This is a genomic window from Arthrobacter sp. R1-13 (assembly GCF_054161475.1).
In genome coordinates, this window is record NZ_CP096420.1 from 4,154,672 (window position 1) to 4,172,903 (window position 18,232).

13 protein-coding genes and 2 riboswitches are annotated in these 18,232 nt (G+C 63.2%); of the genes, 6 read left to right on the top strand and 7 right to left on the bottom strand.

Going from position 1 to position 18,232, the window contains the following annotated elements; all coding sequences use genetic code 11:
• Window positions 1-7: 7 nt before the first annotated feature.
• Window positions 8-1,483 carry a cardiolipin synthase gene (cls, locus tag M1D88_RS19300; protein ID WP_458114581.1) on the bottom strand — a complete coding sequence of 492 codons (1,476 nt, stop codon included), beginning with the start codon at window positions 1,481-1,483 and terminating at the stop codon, window positions 8-10.
• Window positions 1,484-1,576: 93 nt separating this feature from the next.
• On the opposite strand from cls, the gene M1D88_RS19305 reads away from it, so the two are divergent.
• A complete protein-coding gene (locus M1D88_RS19305) occupies window positions 1,577-2,521 on the top strand; it encodes an aminodeoxychorismate lyase (protein ID WP_458112334.1) in 945 nt (314 codons plus the stop codon).
• 39 nt (window positions 2,522-2,560) lie between these two features.
• Here M1D88_RS19305 and M1D88_RS19310 read toward each other — a convergent pair whose 3' ends face one another.
• Window positions 2,561-3,118: a MarR family winged helix-turn-helix transcriptional regulator gene (locus tag M1D88_RS19310; RefSeq protein WP_458112335.1), complete on the bottom strand. Its 558-nt coding sequence runs from the start codon at window positions 3,116-3,118 to the stop codon at window positions 2,561-2,563.
• 265 nt (window positions 3,119-3,383) lie between these two features.
• A riboswitch (SAM riboswitch) is annotated at window positions 3,384-3,497 on the top strand.
• A gap of 12 nt (window positions 3,498-3,509) precedes the next feature.
• On the opposite strand from M1D88_RS19310, the gene M1D88_RS19315 reads away from it, so the two are divergent.
• The 5 genes from M1D88_RS19315 to M1D88_RS19335 all read left to right on the top strand — a co-directional run bounded on the left by M1D88_RS19315 (window position 3,510) and on the right by M1D88_RS19335 (window position 11,667).
• Window positions 3,510-3,833: a DUF1737 domain-containing protein gene (locus M1D88_RS19315; protein WP_458112336.1), complete on the top strand. Its 324-nt coding sequence runs from the start codon at window positions 3,510-3,512 to the stop codon at window positions 3,831-3,833.
• Window positions 3,830-4,240 carry a rhodanese-like domain-containing protein gene (locus M1D88_RS19320; protein WP_458112337.1) on the top strand — a complete coding sequence of 137 codons (411 nt, stop codon included), beginning with the start codon at window positions 3,830-3,832 and terminating at the stop codon, window positions 4,238-4,240. Before M1D88_RS19315 ends, M1D88_RS19320 begins: the two co-directional genes overlap by 4 nt.
• Entirely contained in the window at window positions 4,241-5,449 is a 1,209-nt protein-coding gene (locus M1D88_RS19325; protein ID WP_458112338.1) for an O-succinylhomoserine sulfhydrylase, read from the top strand.
• 162 nt (window positions 5,450-5,611) lie between these two features.
• Window positions 5,612-6,181, top strand: coding sequence for a hypothetical protein (locus tag M1D88_RS19330; RefSeq protein ID WP_458112339.1), 570 nt, complete (start codon window positions 5,612-5,614; stop codon window positions 6,179-6,181).
• A gap of 932 nt (window positions 6,182-7,113) precedes the next feature.
• Complete coding sequence (locus M1D88_RS19335) at window positions 7,114-11,667, top strand: DUF7927 domain-containing protein (RefSeq protein WP_458112340.1); 4,554 nt, start codon at window positions 7,114-7,116, stop codon at window positions 11,665-11,667.
• A gap of 169 nt (window positions 11,668-11,836) precedes the next feature.
• Here the strand turns inward: M1D88_RS19335 and M1D88_RS19340 are convergent, their stop codons facing one another.
• The 5 genes from M1D88_RS19340 to M1D88_RS19360 all read right to left on the bottom strand — a co-directional run bounded on the left by M1D88_RS19340 (window position 11,837) and on the right by M1D88_RS19360 (window position 17,835).
• Complete coding sequence (locus M1D88_RS19340) at window positions 11,837-13,030, bottom strand: glutamate--cysteine ligase 2 (protein WP_458112341.1); 1,194 nt, start codon at window positions 13,028-13,030, stop codon at window positions 11,837-11,839.
• A gap of 33 nt (window positions 13,031-13,063) precedes the next feature.
• Window positions 13,064-14,587, bottom strand: coding sequence for a UDP-N-acetylglucosamine 1-carboxyvinyltransferase (locus M1D88_RS19345; RefSeq protein WP_458112342.1), 1,524 nt, complete (start codon window positions 14,585-14,587; stop codon window positions 13,064-13,066).
• A gap of 262 nt (window positions 14,588-14,849) precedes the next feature.
• On the bottom strand, window positions 14,850-15,650 hold the full coding sequence (locus M1D88_RS19350) for an energy-coupling factor transporter transmembrane component T family protein (RefSeq protein ID WP_458112343.1): 801 nt from the start codon (window positions 15,648-15,650) through the stop codon (window positions 14,850-14,852).
• Window positions 15,647-17,203, bottom strand: a complete 1,557-nt coding sequence (locus M1D88_RS19355) for an ABC transporter ATP-binding protein (protein WP_458112344.1) — start codon at window positions 17,201-17,203, stop codon at window positions 15,647-15,649. Before M1D88_RS19355 ends, M1D88_RS19350 begins: the two co-directional genes overlap by 4 nt.
• On the bottom strand, window positions 17,203-17,835 hold the full coding sequence (locus M1D88_RS19360) for an ECF transporter S component (RefSeq protein WP_458112345.1): 633 nt from the start codon (window positions 17,833-17,835) through the stop codon (window positions 17,203-17,205). Before M1D88_RS19360 ends, M1D88_RS19355 begins: the two co-directional genes overlap by 1 nt.
• A 69-nt stretch (window positions 17,836-17,904) precedes the next feature.
• A riboswitch (TPP riboswitch) is annotated at window positions 17,905-18,046 on the bottom strand.
• Window positions 18,047-18,232: the final 186 nt, after the last annotated feature.

Here is an 18,232-nt window from a genome sequence, read left to right on the forward strand (position 1 = left end):
CCCGGGACTACTGCAGGGTCGCCGTTAGCCGCGCCACGTTGTCCACATACTTGACCAGCATGGGCCGCTGCATCCAGTCATCGAGCAGGAGTTCATGCGAGATGTCCCGGTAGGTGTCCTCAACAGCCCGCATCCGGGTGACGATGTCCTGCCCCAGGAGCATCACAGACACTTCGAGGTTCAGTGAAAAGGACCGCATGTCCATGTTGCTGGAGCCAAGGACGGCCACTTCGTCGTCGATGGTGAAGTGCTTGGCGTGCAGCACAAACGGGGCTTTATAAAGATAGATGCGCACGCCGGCTTCCAGCAGCGACTGGTAGTAGGACCTCTGGGCGTGGTGCACCAGGAGCTGGTCGCCCTTTTCGGAGACGAAGAGTTCGACGGCGACCCCCCGCTGCGCCGCTGTGGTCACCGCATACAGCAGTGAGTCGTCGGGGACGAAGTAAGGGCTGCAGATAGAGATCCGGTGCTGGGCGGAATAGATGAGGGTGTTGAAGAGCCGCAGGTTGTTTTCGGTGCTGAATCCCGGGCCGCTGGGCACCACCTGGGCGGTCACGGTCCCGGGTGAGAGTTCCGGCGGGTGGGCCAGCTGATCCTCCAGGGAATCGTCTGTTTCACTCAGCCAGTCCGTGGCGAACACCACGTTCAGTGTGGTGACAATCGGGCCGCGCAGGCACGTCATCAGCTCTACCCATTCGCGGCCGACTTTGCGGTGCCGGGGATTGTTGTATGACGGCTCGATCAGGTTCTGGGATCCGGTGAAAGCCACTTCGCCGTCGATCACCATGATTTTGCGGTGGTTGCGGAGATCCGGCCGCCGCCATTGTCCGTGGACCGGACGCAGCGGCAGCATGGGGCGCCACTGGATCTTGCTCTCGTTGAGCCGTCTTATGAGCTTCCGGTATCCGTTGATGCGCAAGGTGCCGAGATGGTCGAACAGGACGCGGACCTCAACACCCCGCTCCGCCGCTTCGACCAGGGCCTCGAAGAGGTCTTCGGTCACATGGTCAGTGCTCATGATGTAGAACTCGGCGTTGACGAAGACCTTGGCCTGGCGCACGGCTGCAGTCATTGCCTTGATTGAGTCCGGATAGCCTGGCAGCAGCTCCACACTGTTGCCGTCCACCATGGGCAGCGAGCCAAGTTTACGGTTGAGCTCCGCGGCTGAGCCGACCCACTCGGGGCCGGAATACCGGCTCGCGAGGGTGGCCAATTGCGATGTGCCGGCCTGGATCCGCTTGTTCACCGCTTCCTGCTGTGCCCTGCGTCGGCGCGAAAGCCTGAAATTGCCAAAAAGCAGGAAAAGCACGAGGCCCAGCACAGGCACAAAGAAGATACCCAGCAGCCAGGCCATGGCCGTCGTGGGGCGACGGTTCCCGGGGATGATTCCAACGGCCAGGACGCGGATCACCAGGTCAAGCAGGCTCAGGAACAAGATGAGCCAAGGTGGCAACGTGCCAGCCAACGGAAACGGCCACAGCAAAATGAACCCCCATAGTCCACAGCCCGCCGGACCTGTTCCAGAGCGGGCAATGTCCACAGCCTATCCCGCAGCAGCCCCCACTAAGCTGGAGGCATGACTTCTGCTGCTCCCGCCACGGTGCTGGTGTTCCTTGATCCCGAGTTCCCCAGCGGCCGGATTGCGGACGCCTCACAGCCGCAACTGATGGCTACGGACCAGGGAGCCACCCGCGGCGATGGCGTCTTCGAGTCCCTCCTCGCTGTAGCGGGACATCCCCGGAAGCTGCAGGCGCACCTGAACCGGCTGGAGAGCTCCGCCGGGCTCCTGGACCTTCACATCCCGGGCCAGGATACGTGGCGGTTGGCCATCGCGACGGCATTGACGGAGTACCGCGCGAAGCATCCTGCCGTTGAACCGGTGGAAGAGGAAGCAGTGGTGAAGCTCCTGGTAACACGTGGCGTCGAAGGCTCGTCCGGTCCCACCTGCTGGGTCCAGGTGTCACCAGTGCCCGCCACCGGCCGTCGTCAGCGTGAAACCGGCGTGGACGTTATCCTGCTGGATCGGGGCTATGACAGCGAAGCGGGTGAGCGTGCCCCATGGCTGCTCCTCGGAGCAAAGACCCTGTCCTACGCCGTCAATATGGCAGCCCTGCGGTACGCCCACAGGCAGGGCGCCGACGACGTCATCTTTACATCAGCTGACGGCCGGGTCTTGGAGGGTCCCACCTCCACCGTGCTGCTCGCCCAGATTCAAACGATCGACGACGACGGCGGCGTCAGTCGCACAGTCAAGCGGCTTGTCACGCCCCAACTGGACAGCGGGATCCTCCCGGGCACTTCCCAGGGCGCGCTTTTCACGGCCGCCAAGACTGCGGGCTGGGAGCTGGGCTATGGCCCGCTGGAACCGCAGGACCTGCTGGATGCCGACGCCGTCTGGCTGATTTCCAGCATCCGCCTCCTGGCGCCGGTCAACCACATTGACGGCAAGGAAATCGGGACCCCGGCGCTCCGCAAACAACTCACGGCGGAACTCAGCGAGCTTTTCGCGGGGACTGAATAGGGCCTGTCCAAGGCAGGGTCCGGCGACGGAGAAGTGTCGTCAGGAAGGACCTTGTGGCGGCTCGTCCTGCTCCTTGGAGTCCTCGGAGACCGGCTCTTGATGGGTCTTCGCTAGGGGCTCGCGGCGTACTTCCGCTAAGGCCTGGGGTCCAGTCCGTATGTCCGGAATCGGGCCCGGCCGGTCCGGAAAAAAATCAATGACACGGGCCAGTTCATCGTGAAGGGACCGGCGGCGCGAAATGCCAGGAGGAAGGGCGTCCCGTTCGGCCTGCCGCGCGGCGTCCAGCGCCCTGCGTCCGGCTTCGGTAATGGCTACATCTATGCTGCGGCGGTCCACAGGGCTGCGGGAGCGTGTTACCAGGCCGCTCGCTTCAAGCCGCGCCAGCACTTTGCCCAGGCTTTGGCTCTGCACTTTGATTTGAGCTGCCAGCCTTTCCTGATTCAGTGGGCCGCCGTCGAGGCACTGGAGAGCTATGACTGCCGCGTGGGTAAGCCCTAAGGCTGCCAGCGCACGGTCCTGCCGTCGTTCGACGAGCCGTGCCGCCATAGACAGCAGCTGATGCGTGCTCCAGGTATTGGCGTCCTGATTCCGAATCATCCGTCCAGCCCTCCTCCTGGTTGCGATTCTTGCTGCCATGGGCAGAACCCTCAGCGCATACCATCCAACGCTCTACCATAAGCATGCTTACTATCCCTATGGCAAGTATGCTTATCAACTCTTTGCAGCCGACCCCGGTCAACCCCTTGCGTCTACGCCGAAATTTCCTGGGATCCAAAACGGCAGTGGTGGACATGTCCACCCGTTACGGAACATGACGACGACGGCGGTGCAGGCTGCCGTCGTAAGTGTTACTTTTTTGAGGAGTAATGAGAACCGGCGCCAAGCCCTGACTTGCCGGTCGGCAACCCTCCTCCCACGGCGGGGTGCCTCAGGTGAATACTCGGCATTCGACCCCATCGAGCTGCAAGCGTGAGAGAAGGAGACCCTCGTGTCTGACGCACCTGCCCAAACCATTCCGGCCCCCAGCGCCCAAGCTGCCGCTTCGGAAGAAAAACTGACCTACCGGCTGATTACCGGCCCGGATGACCGCAGCTTCTGCGAGCGGATCTCCACTGCCCTGGGCGAGGGCTACGTGCTGCACGGAAGCCCGGCCGCCACCTACAACGGCATCAACGTCATCGTGGCGCAAGCACTCGTGCTCCCCACGGCCATAGCCAGCGCCGATGCCGCAGTTGCCACCGCTGTTGACCGTCTTGAAGCCGACGAAACCGCTGACGACGACGCCCAAGACGCATTTGAGGGGCACGCATGAGCTATGCAGGAGACCTCACACCTGAAGACGCCTGGGCCAAACTCGAAGCCGGTGCCATCCTTGTGGACGTCCGCACCGAGGGCGAATGGGCCCACATCGGCATCCCCGAGACCAAAGCGACGGAGAACGATCCTCTGTTCATTTCCTGGTCCTTCCCCGGCGGAGTGCCGAACCCGGATTTCATCGACCAACTCAAGCAGCAGGCCCCGGAAGATGCCGGCGTCGAGCTCGTTTTCCTTTGTCGCTCCGGCCAGCGCTCCATCTCGGCAGCCATCGCCGCCACGCAAGCGGGCTACACCTCGTACAACATCCTGGAAGGGTTCGAAGGCGAGCCCGACCGCTACGGCGAGCGCATCGTCAACGGCTGGAAGAACCGCGGCCTTCCCACCAACCTTGGAAAGAACTAAGTGACCTTCAACCCTGACGCCGCTGGCTGGAGCCCTGACACCCAGGCTGTTCGCGGCGGGCTCGACCGTACCAACTTCCAGGAGACTGCTGAGCCGGTTTTCCTCAATTCCGGCTTCGTCTACGAGTCTGCGGCTGCAGCCGAGCGCGCCTTCACTGGTGAGGACGAACGCTTCGTCTACTCGCGCTACGGCAATCCGTCCGTGGCAACCTTCCAGGAACGCCTGCGGCTGTTGGAAGGAACCGAAGCATGCTTTGCGACGGCGTCCGGCATGTCCGCAGTCTTCACAGCGCTCGGCGCGCTCCTGGCTGCAGGTGACAGGGTGGTGGCGGCCCGCTCGCTGTTTGGTTCCTGCTTTGTGATCCTCAACGAGATCCTGCCGCGCTGGGGCGTAGAGACTGTCTTCGTCGACGGCCCGGACCTGGAGCAGTGGCGTGAGGCATTGTCCGTGCCCACCACCGCCGTTTTCTTTGAATCACCCTCCAATCCCATGCAGGAAATTGTGGACATCGCGGCCGTCAGCGAACTGGCGCACGCCGCGGGCGCAACCGTCGTCGTCGACAACGTATTTGCCACTCCCCTGCTGCAGCGCTGTGGAGACCTCGGCGCGGATGTCATTGTTTACTCCGGCACCAAGCACATTGACGGCCAGGGCAGGGTACTGGGCGGCGCCATCATGGGAACCAAGGAATTCATCGACGGCCCCGTGAAGCAGCTCATGCGGCACACCGGCCCTTCGCTGTCCTCCTTCAACGCCTGGGTGCTGACCAAGGGCCTTGAAACCATGGCGCTGCGCGTCAACCACTCCTCCGCCTCAGCGCTTCGCCTCGCCGAATGGCTGGAGCAGCAGCCGGGCGTCAGCTGGGTCAAGTACCCGCTGCTGAAGTCGCACCCACAGTACGAGCTCGCGGCCAAGCAGATGAAGGCCGGCGGAACGGTGCTGACCCTGGAGCTGAACCCCTCGGCGGGGCGCACCGCCAAGGACGCGGCGTTTGCCCTCCTTGACGCCCTGGGAATCATCGACATCTCCAACAACCTCGGCGATTCCAAATCCCTCATCACGCACCCGGCCACCACAACCCACCGCGCGATGGGACCGGAAGGCCGGGCTGCCATCGGGTTGACGGACGGCGTGGTGCGGCTTTCTGTGGGGCTGGAAGATGCAGACGACCTCATTGGCGACCTGGAGCAGGCACTCAAGCAGGTCTGAGGCCATAGCTATGGTGGCGGTACCGGCCGCCGCTTGTGTTGGTTTGTTTCCCGGATTCAAAACCTGCCGCCCTCCCCACGCAGGTGCTGCAGTTCCTGGCTGTCAGCACGAAGGGCATTCGGTGTTCAGCGATACTCAGATCGTTCGATAAAAGGAGAACCAATGCAGACCGGACAAAACATTGCAGCCGAAGAGCAACGCACCTCGGCCACACCCTCACAGGAGCCAGCAGCCAGCAGCGCACCACTGGCGCCCGCAGCTGCCCGCCCCCTCGCAGTCGTCAGGATCGTGCTTGGAAGTGTTTTTCTTTGGGCATTCCTGGACAAGGCTTTCGGGCTCGGCTTTGCCACTTCGTCCGGGAAGGCGTGGATCGCCAGTGGCTCGCCCACTGCGGGCTACCTCGGCAGCTTAAAGGGTTCGTTCTCCGGAATATTCCAGGCCTTGGCAGGTTCGCCTGTCGTGGATTGGCTCTTTATGCTCGGACTCCTGGGCGCGGGAACCGCACTGGTTCTGGGGATAGCACTCCGCACCGCGGCGGCCGGCGGGACCCTTCTTCTTGGCCTGATGTGGCTGTCATCCCTGCCGCTCCAGAACAATCCCCTCATTGACGAACACGTTGTGTACGCCGCGGTCATCATAGCCCTGGCCGCAGCGCGGGCCGGGGACACCTGGGGCCTGGGCCAGCAGTGGTCCGCCCTCATCAAGAACCCGTCGCTACGCTGGCTGCGCTGACAGCTTCGCCCGCTGCAAAGAGAACCAGCAACAGATGCAGGCTCCTGATTTCAGGGGCCTGCATCGGTTCTGCCCCACTACGCTCGTTTCATGAAATCGCCTCGGATTGTGGGGGAATGAGCTGGGAATGTATAACAGCTGCGCTCAGCGTGGCGTAAGCGACTCTGGCTCTGGGACCCGTTCTGGGTGATGGGGGTTGAGACGTTGTCGTCGATACCTCCCTGGCATTGGCCTTTTCCGGGCTTGCCGGAATGCCGTCACGATCTGTCATCCCGCCCGTTAACAGCTGTAGGAAGCAAAAAATCCTGAAGCAGCGACGTTGAACGTGATGTTGCTACTTTGTTGCGCCGCGCAAAATGTAGTAACAGCTAGCCGGTTCATTTACTAAACATGGATTCCAAGTAGAATTGTTTGCGGGCTTTGATAAACATTTCAAAATTAAAGGCACGAAGGGCGGCGTGTCTTTACTTTTGGTTGACAGAACACGATAGGCCTCCGATTAGTTGACGACTCGTGAGGGTTTACCCGTGTGAAACTGATGAGCGATGCGCCAGTTTCCGCGTCATGTAGGGGTACTGATACCGGATCGTTGATCCATGTCAGGACATGTGAGCGTTTAAACCGGTCATCCGTATTAGTTTATATTGGCAAGCATGCTGACCTTTATTGACGGCCTTGTAATGTACTTATCCGGTAATTGACAAGCCGACAGTTGCATCTAATATTTAGCTTGGGGGGAAGCAAATTACAGAGCCATCAGCTGTAAATGACGCGACCCAAAGCTACATTGGGGTCGAATCTGTGCCCTGATCCAACCGTCAGGTGGTACTCAGTTGAACTATTTACGTCAGAGCCCAAGTCTCGGGAAAGGTCCAAGGAACCTCTGGGAGGGTGTTGGCTCCCGGACTCCCCTTAGGAGCATCGACGGGAGCATGGCGCGAAAGACTCTGTCTTTCACTGTCGCGTTCGCACTGCTGGCAGCACTTATCATGGGAACTCTTCCCGCAGCCTGGGCAGCCCCCGGCTCCATTCACGAGATCACTGCTAACTGGGCCGGCGATCCGGCTCCTACCGACGCCCCCTTCGCGTCCACCCGCGTCGCCGAATTTCATGTCAACACCAACGACGCCGATGCACCTCAACTCAACGAGCCCGTAGACAACGTCCGGGCCACCCTGACGGCCGGCAACGGAGTCTTCACAAGCATGCCCGCCGTATGCAAGAAGACCGATGTCGATCCTGTTTCCTCGATCTCCGCTGACGGCACAACCCTCGTCTGCAACATAGGGACCATCGTTGAGGGAACGTCCACCGTCATCCAGGCGCCCATCCGGGTTTCCGGAGAAAACGGCGGCAATCTGACCGCATCCGGCACCGCGACTTCGGATGAGGCAATTGCTCCGGCAGGACCGGCAAGCCCGGCACCGCTGCCGATCACCTACTCCCACGGGATGGACCTCTCCCTCGTCTCAGCGCCCGGCCAAGGGTACCAGGGAGGCATTCAGGAAAGCCGCTCCGGAGGCAACCGCACGTTCATCAAGATGAACTACTCGCTGATCCTTGACGCCGGGAGCCGTCCCGGCCCCGCCTCCTACACTTTCCCCGTCAACGTCACGGGCTCGGTTGCCGGTGCCATGACGGGCTTCCAGTTTGAAAACTGCGTCCCCGTCGGTGCTCGCTCAAGGTCAACGGGCCAACCCTACTCGGACCCCGCACAGACCGACAGAACCAACTTCCCCACCTGTGCAGTCACCGGTTCGGGTGCCAACTACTCCGTCACTGTCTCAGACCTGACCTACACCCTGGTCAACACCCCGGTCAATGACAGCATGGGATCGCCGTTGCCGGGAAGCGGCGCTTACATCGCTTCGGGCACGATCGAATTCAGTATCCCTACGCCTGTCACTGTGCTCACCACCTACACGTTCAGCGCGGCCGGTTCCCCTGCCTTTACGTTCACTGACGGGGTGACCTCCCCCGACCCCCAGACCAACAACGTCTCCTCCGCCACCCTCCCGCCACCGGGCGGCTTCAGCAACCACTGGATCGGAACACCTACCTATTCCCGCACCCCCTGGGACGCGAACCTTTGGGTCAGCCCCGGCACCAGCCAGGACATGCCCCTGCCGATCCCCGGCATGGACACGTATGAGGAATTGGTGGCAGCATCCAACGCTGGCGAGGACGTCGACTTGCGGATGTATATGCAGGCCAACAGCACCGTTTGGGAGTCCTATACGGGCCCCGGCGGTGCTCAGATGGCCGGCATTTGCACGATGAACCAGAACCCGGCCTTCATTCCTACCCATGTGGACGGCGGAGGCTGGGACGGTCTTATCGGTGGTGTTAACTCGTACATCAACTACCCGACGGCGCGGTACTTCTACACCACCGCTGCCATTAACCCCAAGACCGAAACCTGCGGCCAGACTGCACCGAGTGGCATGTGGACCGAGATTTCCCCGGCTGCGGGCACCTCACTGACTGACCCTCGGGTCACGACCGATAGCCTGATGACTCTTCCAGCGGGCGTGACCGGTGTGAAGATGACCTGGGACCCGGCTGTGGACCGTTCACCGCACACATTCCTCCGTGCCTTTGGTTACATTTCCCCTGACGCGCCCACCAGCGGTGAAGGCTGGACTGTCGGAGCGTTCAACCACCCGACGCCGGGCGCTTACCCGGAGTATCCGTCTCTGAACGGCTGGCACAACATCAGCAGCGCCCCCGGTGGTATTGATCTGCCGGGCAGCACTTTCGGGCCGAACATGAATGGCTCCGGGGATGCTTTCCGGCTCCAGGGCCCGCAGGGTGTGATCACGAAGGCGACCACGGAGACAACGGCCCAGCCTGGTGTGCCGATCCCGTACACGATCACGGCCAAGGCGGATAACCTCGTCACCAGCCCCCCGCCTGTCTCGTTCCCGGTAGTGGACACCCTTCCCGAGGGCATGGTGTACGTCCAAGGCTCGGCAAGCCCTGCGCCGTCATCGGTTTCCCTTGACGGGCGGACCATTACCTGGGACTTCACCGATGTCCCTGCCAACGTGGACCAGACCATCAGCTACCAGGCCCAGGTCCCGGAGGACGGAACCCCGGTTCCGGGCAGCAAACTGACAAACACAGCCGTGATCAGCGTTCCAGGTGACCAGCGCCCGGTCGGTGCCCGGTCAGCGTCGGCGACGGTGACGGTCCCGAACTCCTCGGCCACCACACTGGGGAAGTCCGCGGCCGATAACGTGCTCTCCTTCTACGGGGATACCTCCTCGTGGGAACTGATCGTCAATTCCCAGGACCCTGTCGTGAACCCGTTCACGGACACCATCGACATCCTGCCCGTGGCCGGCGACGCCGGCGGGACGAACATCGACGGAACCTACACCATCACCGGAGTGGACGCCCCGGCCGGTTCCACCGTCTACTACACGACGTGGCCTTCCGGTGACCTGAGCAATGACCCCAGGGATGGTTCCAACGGCGACGCCCCCGGCTCCGTCACGGGCAACTCCGTGAACTGGTCCACCACCGCTGTTCCGAACCCCACCGCGGTCAGGATTATCGGCCCGGCCCTGGAACCCGGTGCGTCCCAGCGGATCTCGATTAATTTCGCCACCCCGGCAGGGACGGACTGTGTTGCCCCGGCCGCCGGGGACAACAAGCCCGGTCAGGTCCTGGTCAACACAGCCAACTCCATCGCCGGGCACACCATGCTGCCGATGCTCTCCTCAGCAACAGCCGTTATCGGTGACTGCTACGCCATGGACCTGAAGAAGTACGTCCTCGTCAAGGGCGGGGACCCGGCCAACGACGCGGACTGGAGGGACGCGAACGCCACCGCTGACTACCCGCAGTACCTGGTCGGAGACACTGTTCCGTTCCGGATCATTGCCACCAACAAGGGCAGCGGTGAGCTCACCAACGTCCTTGTCTCCGATTCACTGATCCCGGACTGCGGCACCACCATTCCCAGCATCGCCGTAGGCGCCTCAGCCACAGTGAACTGCGCTATGACAGCAGCAGTCGGTACCACCATCAACACCGCTACAGCCGCAGTCACCCCACCGGACGGGCCACCCCTGGAACCGACAGACCCCGCAGGCTTCCTCGTGCCGGAGCCCTACAGGGTGACAAAGACCGCGGACCCCGCAGCCGGCACCAACGTCAAACCCGGCGACGTGATCCGTTACACGGTCACCATCACCGAACCGGCAACCAGCGCCGCACCCTATCCGAACCCGTCAATTTCAGACAGCCTGGCCGGGGTTCTGGATGACGCCGACTACAACGGCGACGTCACCGTGGTCGAACCGGACAGCGGTACCGCCACTGTCACCGGCGACACCCTCTCCTGGTCAGCCGGACAGATCATGCCCGGACAGACCATCACCCTGACGTACTCAGTCACGGTGACAGGACCGCTGGACGGCGGCGACGGCGAACTACTCAACGTTGTCACCCCCGGCACCGGAGGCGAATGTGTCCCGGCCGAAGGCCAGACCACCGCATGCACCACCACACACCTCAAGGGCGGCTTCACGGTCTCCAAGACTTCGGATCCGGCCAACGGCTCCTCCGTCGCCGAGGGCAACAAGATCACCTACACCGTCCAGGTCCGTCAGGCCGGGCCGGCAACCGTACCTGGTGCTCTCGCCACCGATAACCTGTCCAAGGTCCTGGACGACGCCGCCTACAACAACGACGCCACGGCCTCGGCCGGGAACGTCACGGTGGACCAGGCCAGCAACAAACTGACCTGGACCGGGGACCTGGCGGTCGGGGACGTAGTCACCATCACGTACTCCGTCACCACCGGCACTTTCGGCGCCGGCGACGGAACCCTGACAAACGTGGTTACCCCCGGACCCGGAGGAGAATGCGTTCCGGCCGAGGATGAGAACCCGGACTGCACCACCACCCACCTCCAGGGCGGCTACACCGTCTCCAAGACCTCGGACCCCGATAACGGTTCCAACGTGGTCGAGGGGAACAAGGTCACCTACACCGTCCAGGTCCGCCAAACCGGGCCCGGATCAGTGACCGCAGCCGTCGCCACCGATGACCTGGCCAAGGTCCTGGACGACGCCGCCTACAACAACGACGCCACAGCCTCGGCCGGGAGCGTCAACGTGGACCGGTCCAGTGACAAACTGACCTGGAACGGGAACCTCTCCGTTGGGGACGTAGTCACCATCACCTACTCCGTCACCACCGGCGCAGTAGGATCCGGGGACGGCACACTCACCAACATTGTCACCCCCGGCATCGGAGGCGTGTGTGTACCGGCCCAGGACCAGAACCCGGACTGCACCACCACCCACAAAGTGACCACGCAGGCCGCCGCCCTGGCCAACACCGGAACAAACATCCTCACCGGACTCGGAGCAGCCCTGGTGCTCCTGATCGCCGGCTTGGTTATGGTCAGCGTCCGCCGGCGCCGTGCAGGGCAAACAATTGCCACACAAACCACGGAAGGGGCACTCCCCTAACCTAAAGCTTCGGTCACCGCCATTTCCCCCTGAGGTGGCGGTGACCGAAAGCGGCACTGGTGAAACCCAGCCGTAAAAAACAAGTGCAGGCTCCTGATACCCCGGGAGCCTGCATTTGTTTATTACCCGGTACGGCATCGCCCCCGACCCGGGACCGCACGCTGCCGGATCAGCCACGCCTCACGCGCTGGAGGACGGGCAATTGGGCCCCCGTCGGAACCGCGTCGGCTCCGCGCATGGTGACCTCCACCGCGCGGGCGACGACGGCGCTCAGCCCGCCGCCGTCGAGCGCCGCACCCGACCCCGCTTCTTCCCGTGCGCGCCGCTGCTGCTCAGCACCGGTGCCATGAGACAGGATCCGCATGACTCCTGCCCGGACCAGTTCCAGCTCACCCTGCTCCCGCAGAACCGGTTCGAGGTAGTCCACCAGGGCGTTCACGACGTCGGCGGCGGGGGCAGGCGTGAAGGTGCCGAAATGGAGGAGCTCACTGCGAAGCCCGCGGTTGCTGGCCTGCCAGGATGCCGTCCTCAGCAGGACGGTGGGAACCGGGATCGGATCAACGTCGTCCCGCCATTCCCGGCTTGCCGTTTCGACCAGGGCGCGGACCAGCACTGCGATAAGGGCCGCATCCTCCGCGCGGAGGCACACGTCCGCCACCCGCACCTCTACAGTGGGATGGTTCCGGGCCAGCCTGGCATCGAAGTAGATCATCCCCTCGTCAAGGAGCACTCCTGTTTCCAAGAGCCTGGCAACGGTACGCCGGTATACGGGCAAGGTGCCGAAGATCGCCGAAGGACCCGACGTCGGCAAGCGGTTCCAGGCTTGGGTGCGGTAGCTTTCAAACCCGGTCTCCACTCCGTTCCAGAACGGCGAATTGGCACTCAGGGCAACAAGGATGGCCAGCTTGTCCCGGATCCTGTCCAGCACGGCCACACCCTCCTCAGGGGATTCGATGAAGGTATGGACGTGGAAACCGCATGTGAGCAGCTCGTGCAGAGTAAGGCCGAAACGCTCCTTGATGGCCGCATACCGCGGGTCTGGTGTGGTGTGGGTTATGGAGGCAATGGGCGACGTGGCGAGTGCAGCCACACGCGCACCGTGCTGCCGGGCAGCCTGGTCCGCCATGGCCCGGCCGTCCCGGATCTGCTGGAGGAGCTCCGTATGGTCCCGGCAGGGCAGGGTCTGGGTTTCAATCTGCTCCAGCTTGAGCTCGGCAGTCAGTCCCCTGTCGCCCTCAGAATCCGGGGCGTCGTCGTCGGCAGTGGGGGGCCGGACGGCCAGCAGCGCGTCGGCCAACGCCAGCGGCTCCCCCGTGTCAGGGTCCACAATGAGCAGTTCTTCCTCCACGCCAAAGGTCCGCATAGATCCATTGTGCGTCAGTGCTCAGTGCAGGGCTTAGTCCTGGAAGTACTCGATCCGGGCGCCAAGCGTGTTAAGGCGTTCTGCGAGATCTTCATAGCCGCGCTCGATAACGTAGATGTTGCGGAGCTCGGAAACGCCCCGGGCAGCCAGCATCGCGAGCAGCAGGCAAGCCGCCGGACGGAGCGCAGGCGGGCAGCCCACTTCTGCAGCGCGCCACTTAGTGGGCCCGTTAACGTAAATGCGGTGTGGATCCAGCAGCTGTACCTGAGCGCCGAGCTTGTTCAGTTCTGTCAGGTAGATGGCGCGGTTCTCATACACCCAGTCGTGGATCATCGTCTGCCCCTCGGCGTTCCCGGCAATCACGGCGAAGAACGGCAGATTGTCGATGTTCAGGCCGGGGAACGGCATGGGATGGATTTTGTCCTGGGGAGCATGCAGCTCGGATGGCTTGGTTGTGACATCAACCAGCCGTGTGCGCCCGTTGCGGGCAAAGTACTCGCCGGACACCTCCAGCTCCTGCCCCATCTGCTCGAGGGTTGCCAGTTCGATCTCCATGAACTCGATGGGCACCCGACGGACAGTGACCTCGGAATTGGTTACGATGCCGGCCGTAATGAGGCTCATCGCCTCGATCGGGTCTTCTGACGGGAAATATTCGACGTCGGCGTCTATAGAGGGCTGGCCGGTGATCTTCAGTGTGGTGGTGCCCACCCCCTCAATCTCCACGCCCAGCATCTGCAGGTAGAAGCAAAGGTCCTGAACCATGTAGTTGGGGCTGGCGTTACGGATGACAGTGGTTCCGCGGCGGTGTGCTGAGGCCATGATGGCGTTTTCGGTGACGGTGTCGCCGCGTTCGCTGAGCACAAAGGAGCGGTCTTGCTCATCCGATAGCGGGGCCTGGACTGCGTAAAATCCTGCGCTTGCCTCAACTGAAAGGCCGAATTGCCGCAGTGCCTGCATGTGCGGTTCCACGGTACGCGTGCCCAGATCGCACCCTCCGGCATAGGGGAGGCGATACTCTGCCGACTCATCCAGCAAGGGGCCCAGCAGCATGATCACACTGCGTGTGCGGCGGGCGGCTTCGGCGTCCATCGAGCCCAGGTCCAGAACTGCCGGCCTGCAGATCTGCAGGTCCGTGGCGTTGAGCCAGGTGCATTCGACGCCGATGCTGGTGAGCACCTCCACGATCCTGTTGACTTCCTCGATCCTGGCCAGCCTGCGGAGAGTAGTGGTCCCCCTGTTGATCAGGCTGGCGCAGAGAAGCGCAACTCCGGCGTTCTTGCTGCTGTTTACGTCCACCGAGCCGGACAGGGTGAGTCCGCCTTCCACCCGGAGGTGGGTCATCTGTGGCCGGCCCACTTTGACGATCGCGTGGCCGAAGATGGTTTCCAGCCGCTGGATCATCTTGAGGCTCAGATTCTGCTTGCCCTGTTCCATCCGGGCGATGGCGCTCTGGCTTGTTCCAAGCTCTGCGGCCAGCTGGCCCTGGGTCCAGCCTTTTTCCGTCCTGGCATCGCGAAGCATGGCGCCGACAGATTCCGCAGTCTCTTGAGTCATATCAAAAATATATCATTTATGAGCTGCAAACTCTGAGAAACGGCTGGTTTTGGGAGTAACGACACATTCTTACCCGTCTGGTGCGATACGAGACTGGGTAGAAGAGGCTCCCCGTGCAGGTTCCCGGCGCAACCGGCCCCGCCCCGCATAAACGTTGCTTGCCCGGGCCGTCTTTGCGGCTCCAGACCGCTCGTGTTGGCGAGGGCCGCTTGTGAGGCCGTTCCTGGGAGCCAGAACGTTCGGGAGGGCTACATCAGCACCGTTAACCGGTTGCCGCCCAGACCAGGTTCCACGTCCCTGCGCCGATCGCGGCAGTCACGGCGGCAGCAGCGATCACCGTTCCGCCCACGAGCACCCAGATGTCCAGCCTGCTGTACGTGGATTCACGCGCCCACGTCCGCTGGGCTCCGCCGAACCCACGCGCCTCCATAGTGACCGCCAACCTTGAAGCGCGCCGGATGGCCTGCACCAGGAGCCCGAAACTCTGGCCCAGCGTGGCCCGGAGCCGCTGCGAGGGAGCGCCGCGGGAACCTACTCCACGCGCGCGGCGGGCCATCCCGATGGTTTGCCATTCCTCCGCCATAAGCCCTACAAGGCGCATCGCAGCCAGAGTTCCCAGGACGAAGCGGTGCGGCAGTTTCGCTTTTTGGGCCAGGGCGTCGGCAAGGTCTGTAGGGTCGGTGCAGCTCATAAGCAGCACCGCCGGCAGTGCAATTGCCAGCCCCCGGAGCATAAATCCCAGCCCCAGTTCAAGGGAACCTGCGCTGATGGACCAGATGCCGACGTCGAGCAGTATCCTTCCGGTGTCCGGAGCCAGGATGGCGGTACTCCAGCCGCCCAGGGCTGCGGCGATGATCAGAGGCCAGCCCCGCTGCCACAGGAGCAACGGAGTCAGTCCTGCCAACGGGAACAGCAGCAGCTCGAAGCCCAGCGCCACAGTCGCCGAGACCCAGTCGATGGACAACGCCAGGACCAGCGTGATGAGGAAGACGGCGACAAACTTAGCCAGCGGGTTGGCGCGGCTGAGGAGCGATTCACCCCGGAGGGTCAGGGCTTCCCTCATGATGCCACCATTTCCGGAGTCCCCATTGCGAGTTCGGTGCCGCCGAGGACCGAGGAGAATTCCTGGTCGTGGGTCACGGAAACCACTGCGGCTCCGGCGTCCAGGAGCTCGGAGAGGAAAGAGGCGAGTTCGGCCCAGGTGTTGGCGTCCTGGCCAAAAGTGGGCTCATCCAGCACCAGCACCTGCGGGTGGGCGGCCAGTACTGTAGCCACCGAGAGCCGTCGCTTTTCGCCTCCGGACAGTGTGTAGGGGTTGGCGTCCACGAGGGAAGTGAGCCTGAGCCGCTCCAGGAGTTCGTCGACGCGTTCCTCGCCATGACCCAGATGCCGGGGGCCGAAAAGGAGCTCGTCCAAGACTCTGCCGGTGACAAACTGGTGCTCAGGTTCCTGGAACACCGTGCCGATCCTGGAAATCAGCTGTTCGGCCTTCCACTTGTATGGATCAATTCCTGCGCCGGCGCTGAGCTCAAGGGTGGCAGATACCGCTCCGGCCACAGGCTTCAGCAGCCCGGCCAGCGTGAGGGCAAAGGTGGACTTTCCCGAGCCGTTAGGCCCCGTGACGGTCAGAGCTTCGCCGGCGCGAACCTGCGCCGATATCCCGCTTTGCACGGGTGTGGGAGGAAGCGTCTTGAAGCCGCGACGCCGGGGCTGTTCACGCGAGACCGCAAGCTCTTCCGCGGCGAGGAGCAGCTGGCCGGTACCGGTGCTGCCGGGGGGCAACGCAGCAACTGAACCCCGCGGGCGGGTCGCCGGAATATGGCCGGGAACCCAGACGCCCGCCCTGATCAGCATCTCCTTTGCCTGCTCCAGGACCCGGTCAGGCGTTCCGTCAATGAGCACCGCGCCCTCATTCGAAGCTCCCGGCTGCAGCACCACGATGCGGTCCACAAGGTCTTTCCACACCGCAACACGGTGCTCTACCACCACCAGGGTTGCGCCGGTCTTCTCCAGACAACGGCTCACGGCGTCACGGACTTCCAGCACCCCGGCTGGATCGAGGTTGGCGGTGGGCTCATCCAGCAGAATGAGTCCGGGACGCATGGCCAGGATGCCGGCGAGCGCCAGGCGCTGCTTTTGCCCGCCGGACAGGGCGGACGTCGGGTGGTCCAACGGCAAGTGACCCAGCCCGACGTCGTCGAGCGCCTCATGCACACGTGCCCAGATCTCCGCCCGGGGTACTGCAAGGTTTTCGGCACCGAACGCGACGTCGTCGCCGAGCCGGGACAGGATCACCTGCGTTTCCGGATCCTGCTGCATTAGCCCGGCACGCCCGCGCTGGGCACGTGGCGGCTGGCTGTCAATGAGCAGCGAACCGGACTCGTCGGAGTCCCCGGCCTCGCCGTCGTCGTTCGTGTCGCCGAGCACCCCCGCGAGGGCGTGCAGGAGCGTGGACTTACCGGCACCCGAGGGGCCGAGCAGGAGCACCCGCTCCCCCGGGCGGATGTCCAGATCAAGCCCTTGGACGGCAGGGCTGGGCCTCCCGGCGTGCCGCCAGGCCCACCCTTGTGCCGTTACCCCGGCAGGGCGGACGCCGCCGTCGCGAATCGGAGTCATCAGGAGAAGACGGGCTCCGTCGCAGCCTTACGGGAGGCGAAGGAGCTCAAAACTCCGGTCTTCGCGAGGCCACGGGTGGCGATCCAAGACAGGGCCCCGGCAATGACGGCACCCGAGATTGCCGTGAACAGGATGTAGGCTGCCTTGTCGCCGGCTGCGTAGGCGATGTTCCAGCCCCAGGGCGCGAACGAATCGTTCAGGCCGCAGAACAGTCCCGCCCCGGCGCCGGCAAGCAAAGCGACCGGAAGGTTGAACTTCTTGTACACAAACGCCGCGAACACCAGTTCGGCGCCAAGGCCCTGCAGCAGGCCGGAAATCAGCACGGTGGTGCCGTACTGCGAGCCCATGAGGAGCTCGCCCGTTGCCGCCACTGTCTCGCAGAAGAGGGCCGCGCCCGGCTTACGGATGATGAGCATCCCCAGCACCGCGGGGATCATCCAGCCACCTGCGTAGAGCCCGGTCAGGGGCGGGTAAACCGCATTAAGCGGAGCCGAAATAACGTTGGCGCCCTGGGACCATGCCCAGAAGATCACGCCTCCGGCGACGGCAATCAGCGCCGCCACCACAATGTCCACAACGCGCCAACTCTTTTTGCTGGCAGTGGGGGTCTGCTTTGCAGAAATTCCAGTCATGTCTTCCTCCTGAGGAACAGGAGGGGAAAGTGCTCCCCGGCTACCGCGGATTGCGCCGCTTCTGCCGGACACTCTGAGAACTCGACTCCCTTGCGCCGGTACTAACCGGATCAGGTTCGAGGGTCTGCGGCTGTCCGCACTCTCAGCGCCCATCCATCGCACTCCCGGAATCCCGGTAATGCCCGACGGCGGCGCTCCCCTGTCGTAATCAATCTGCCCTTGTGGGCGTTGTCCAGTTTACACCTGACGGTGCTTGAAATTTTTGTGCCGATGTCACAATCGGTGGCGTAGGACTCTTGCCGACTGGCGGGGCCTCTAGGTGCCGGTTGTCCGTTCCGATTGGGGGTATTGACCCGTTTCCCGCTGAGGGCTACGTTGACCCTGCAGCCACGGTTCA

What these genes read in the sequence shown, in the direction of transcription:
- M1D88_RS19305 (WP_458112334.1), top strand. Translation starts at nt 1,577, where the DNA reads ATGACTTCTGCTGCTCCCGCCACGGTGCTGGTGTTCCTTGATCCCGAG.
- M1D88_RS19310 (WP_458112335.1), bottom strand. Translation starts at nt 3,118, where the DNA reads ATGATTCGGAATCAGGACGCCAATACCTGGAGCACGCATCAGCTGCTG.
- M1D88_RS19320 (WP_458112337.1), top strand. Translation starts at nt 3,830, where the DNA reads ATGAGCTATGCAGGAGACCTCACACCTGAAGACGCCTGGGCCAAACTC.
- M1D88_RS19330 (WP_458112339.1), top strand. Translation starts at nt 5,612, where the DNA reads ATGCAGACCGGACAAAACATTGCAGCCGAAGAGCAACGCACCTCGGCC.
- M1D88_RS19335 (WP_458112340.1), top strand. Translation starts at nt 7,114, where the DNA reads ATGGCGCGAAAGACTCTGTCTTTCACTGTCGCGTTCGCACTGCTGGCA.
- M1D88_RS19340 (WP_458112341.1), bottom strand. Translation starts at nt 13,030, where the DNA reads ATGCGGACCTTTGGCGTGGAGGAAGAACTGCTCATTGTGGACCCTGAC.
- M1D88_RS19345 (WP_458112342.1), bottom strand. Translation starts at nt 14,587, where the DNA reads ATGACTCAAGAGACTGCGGAATCTGTCGGCGCCATGCTTCGCGATGCC.
- M1D88_RS19350 (WP_458112343.1), bottom strand. Translation starts at nt 15,650, where the DNA reads ATGAGGGAAGCCCTGACCCTCCGGGGTGAATCGCTCCTCAGCCGCGCC.
- M1D88_RS19355 (WP_458112344.1), bottom strand. Translation starts at nt 17,203, where the DNA reads ATGACTCCGATTCGCGACGGCGGCGTCCGCCCTGCCGGGGTAACGGCA.
- M1D88_RS19360 (WP_458112345.1), bottom strand. Translation starts at nt 17,835, where the DNA reads ATGACTGGAATTTCTGCAAAGCAGACCCCCACTGCCAGCAAAAAGAGT.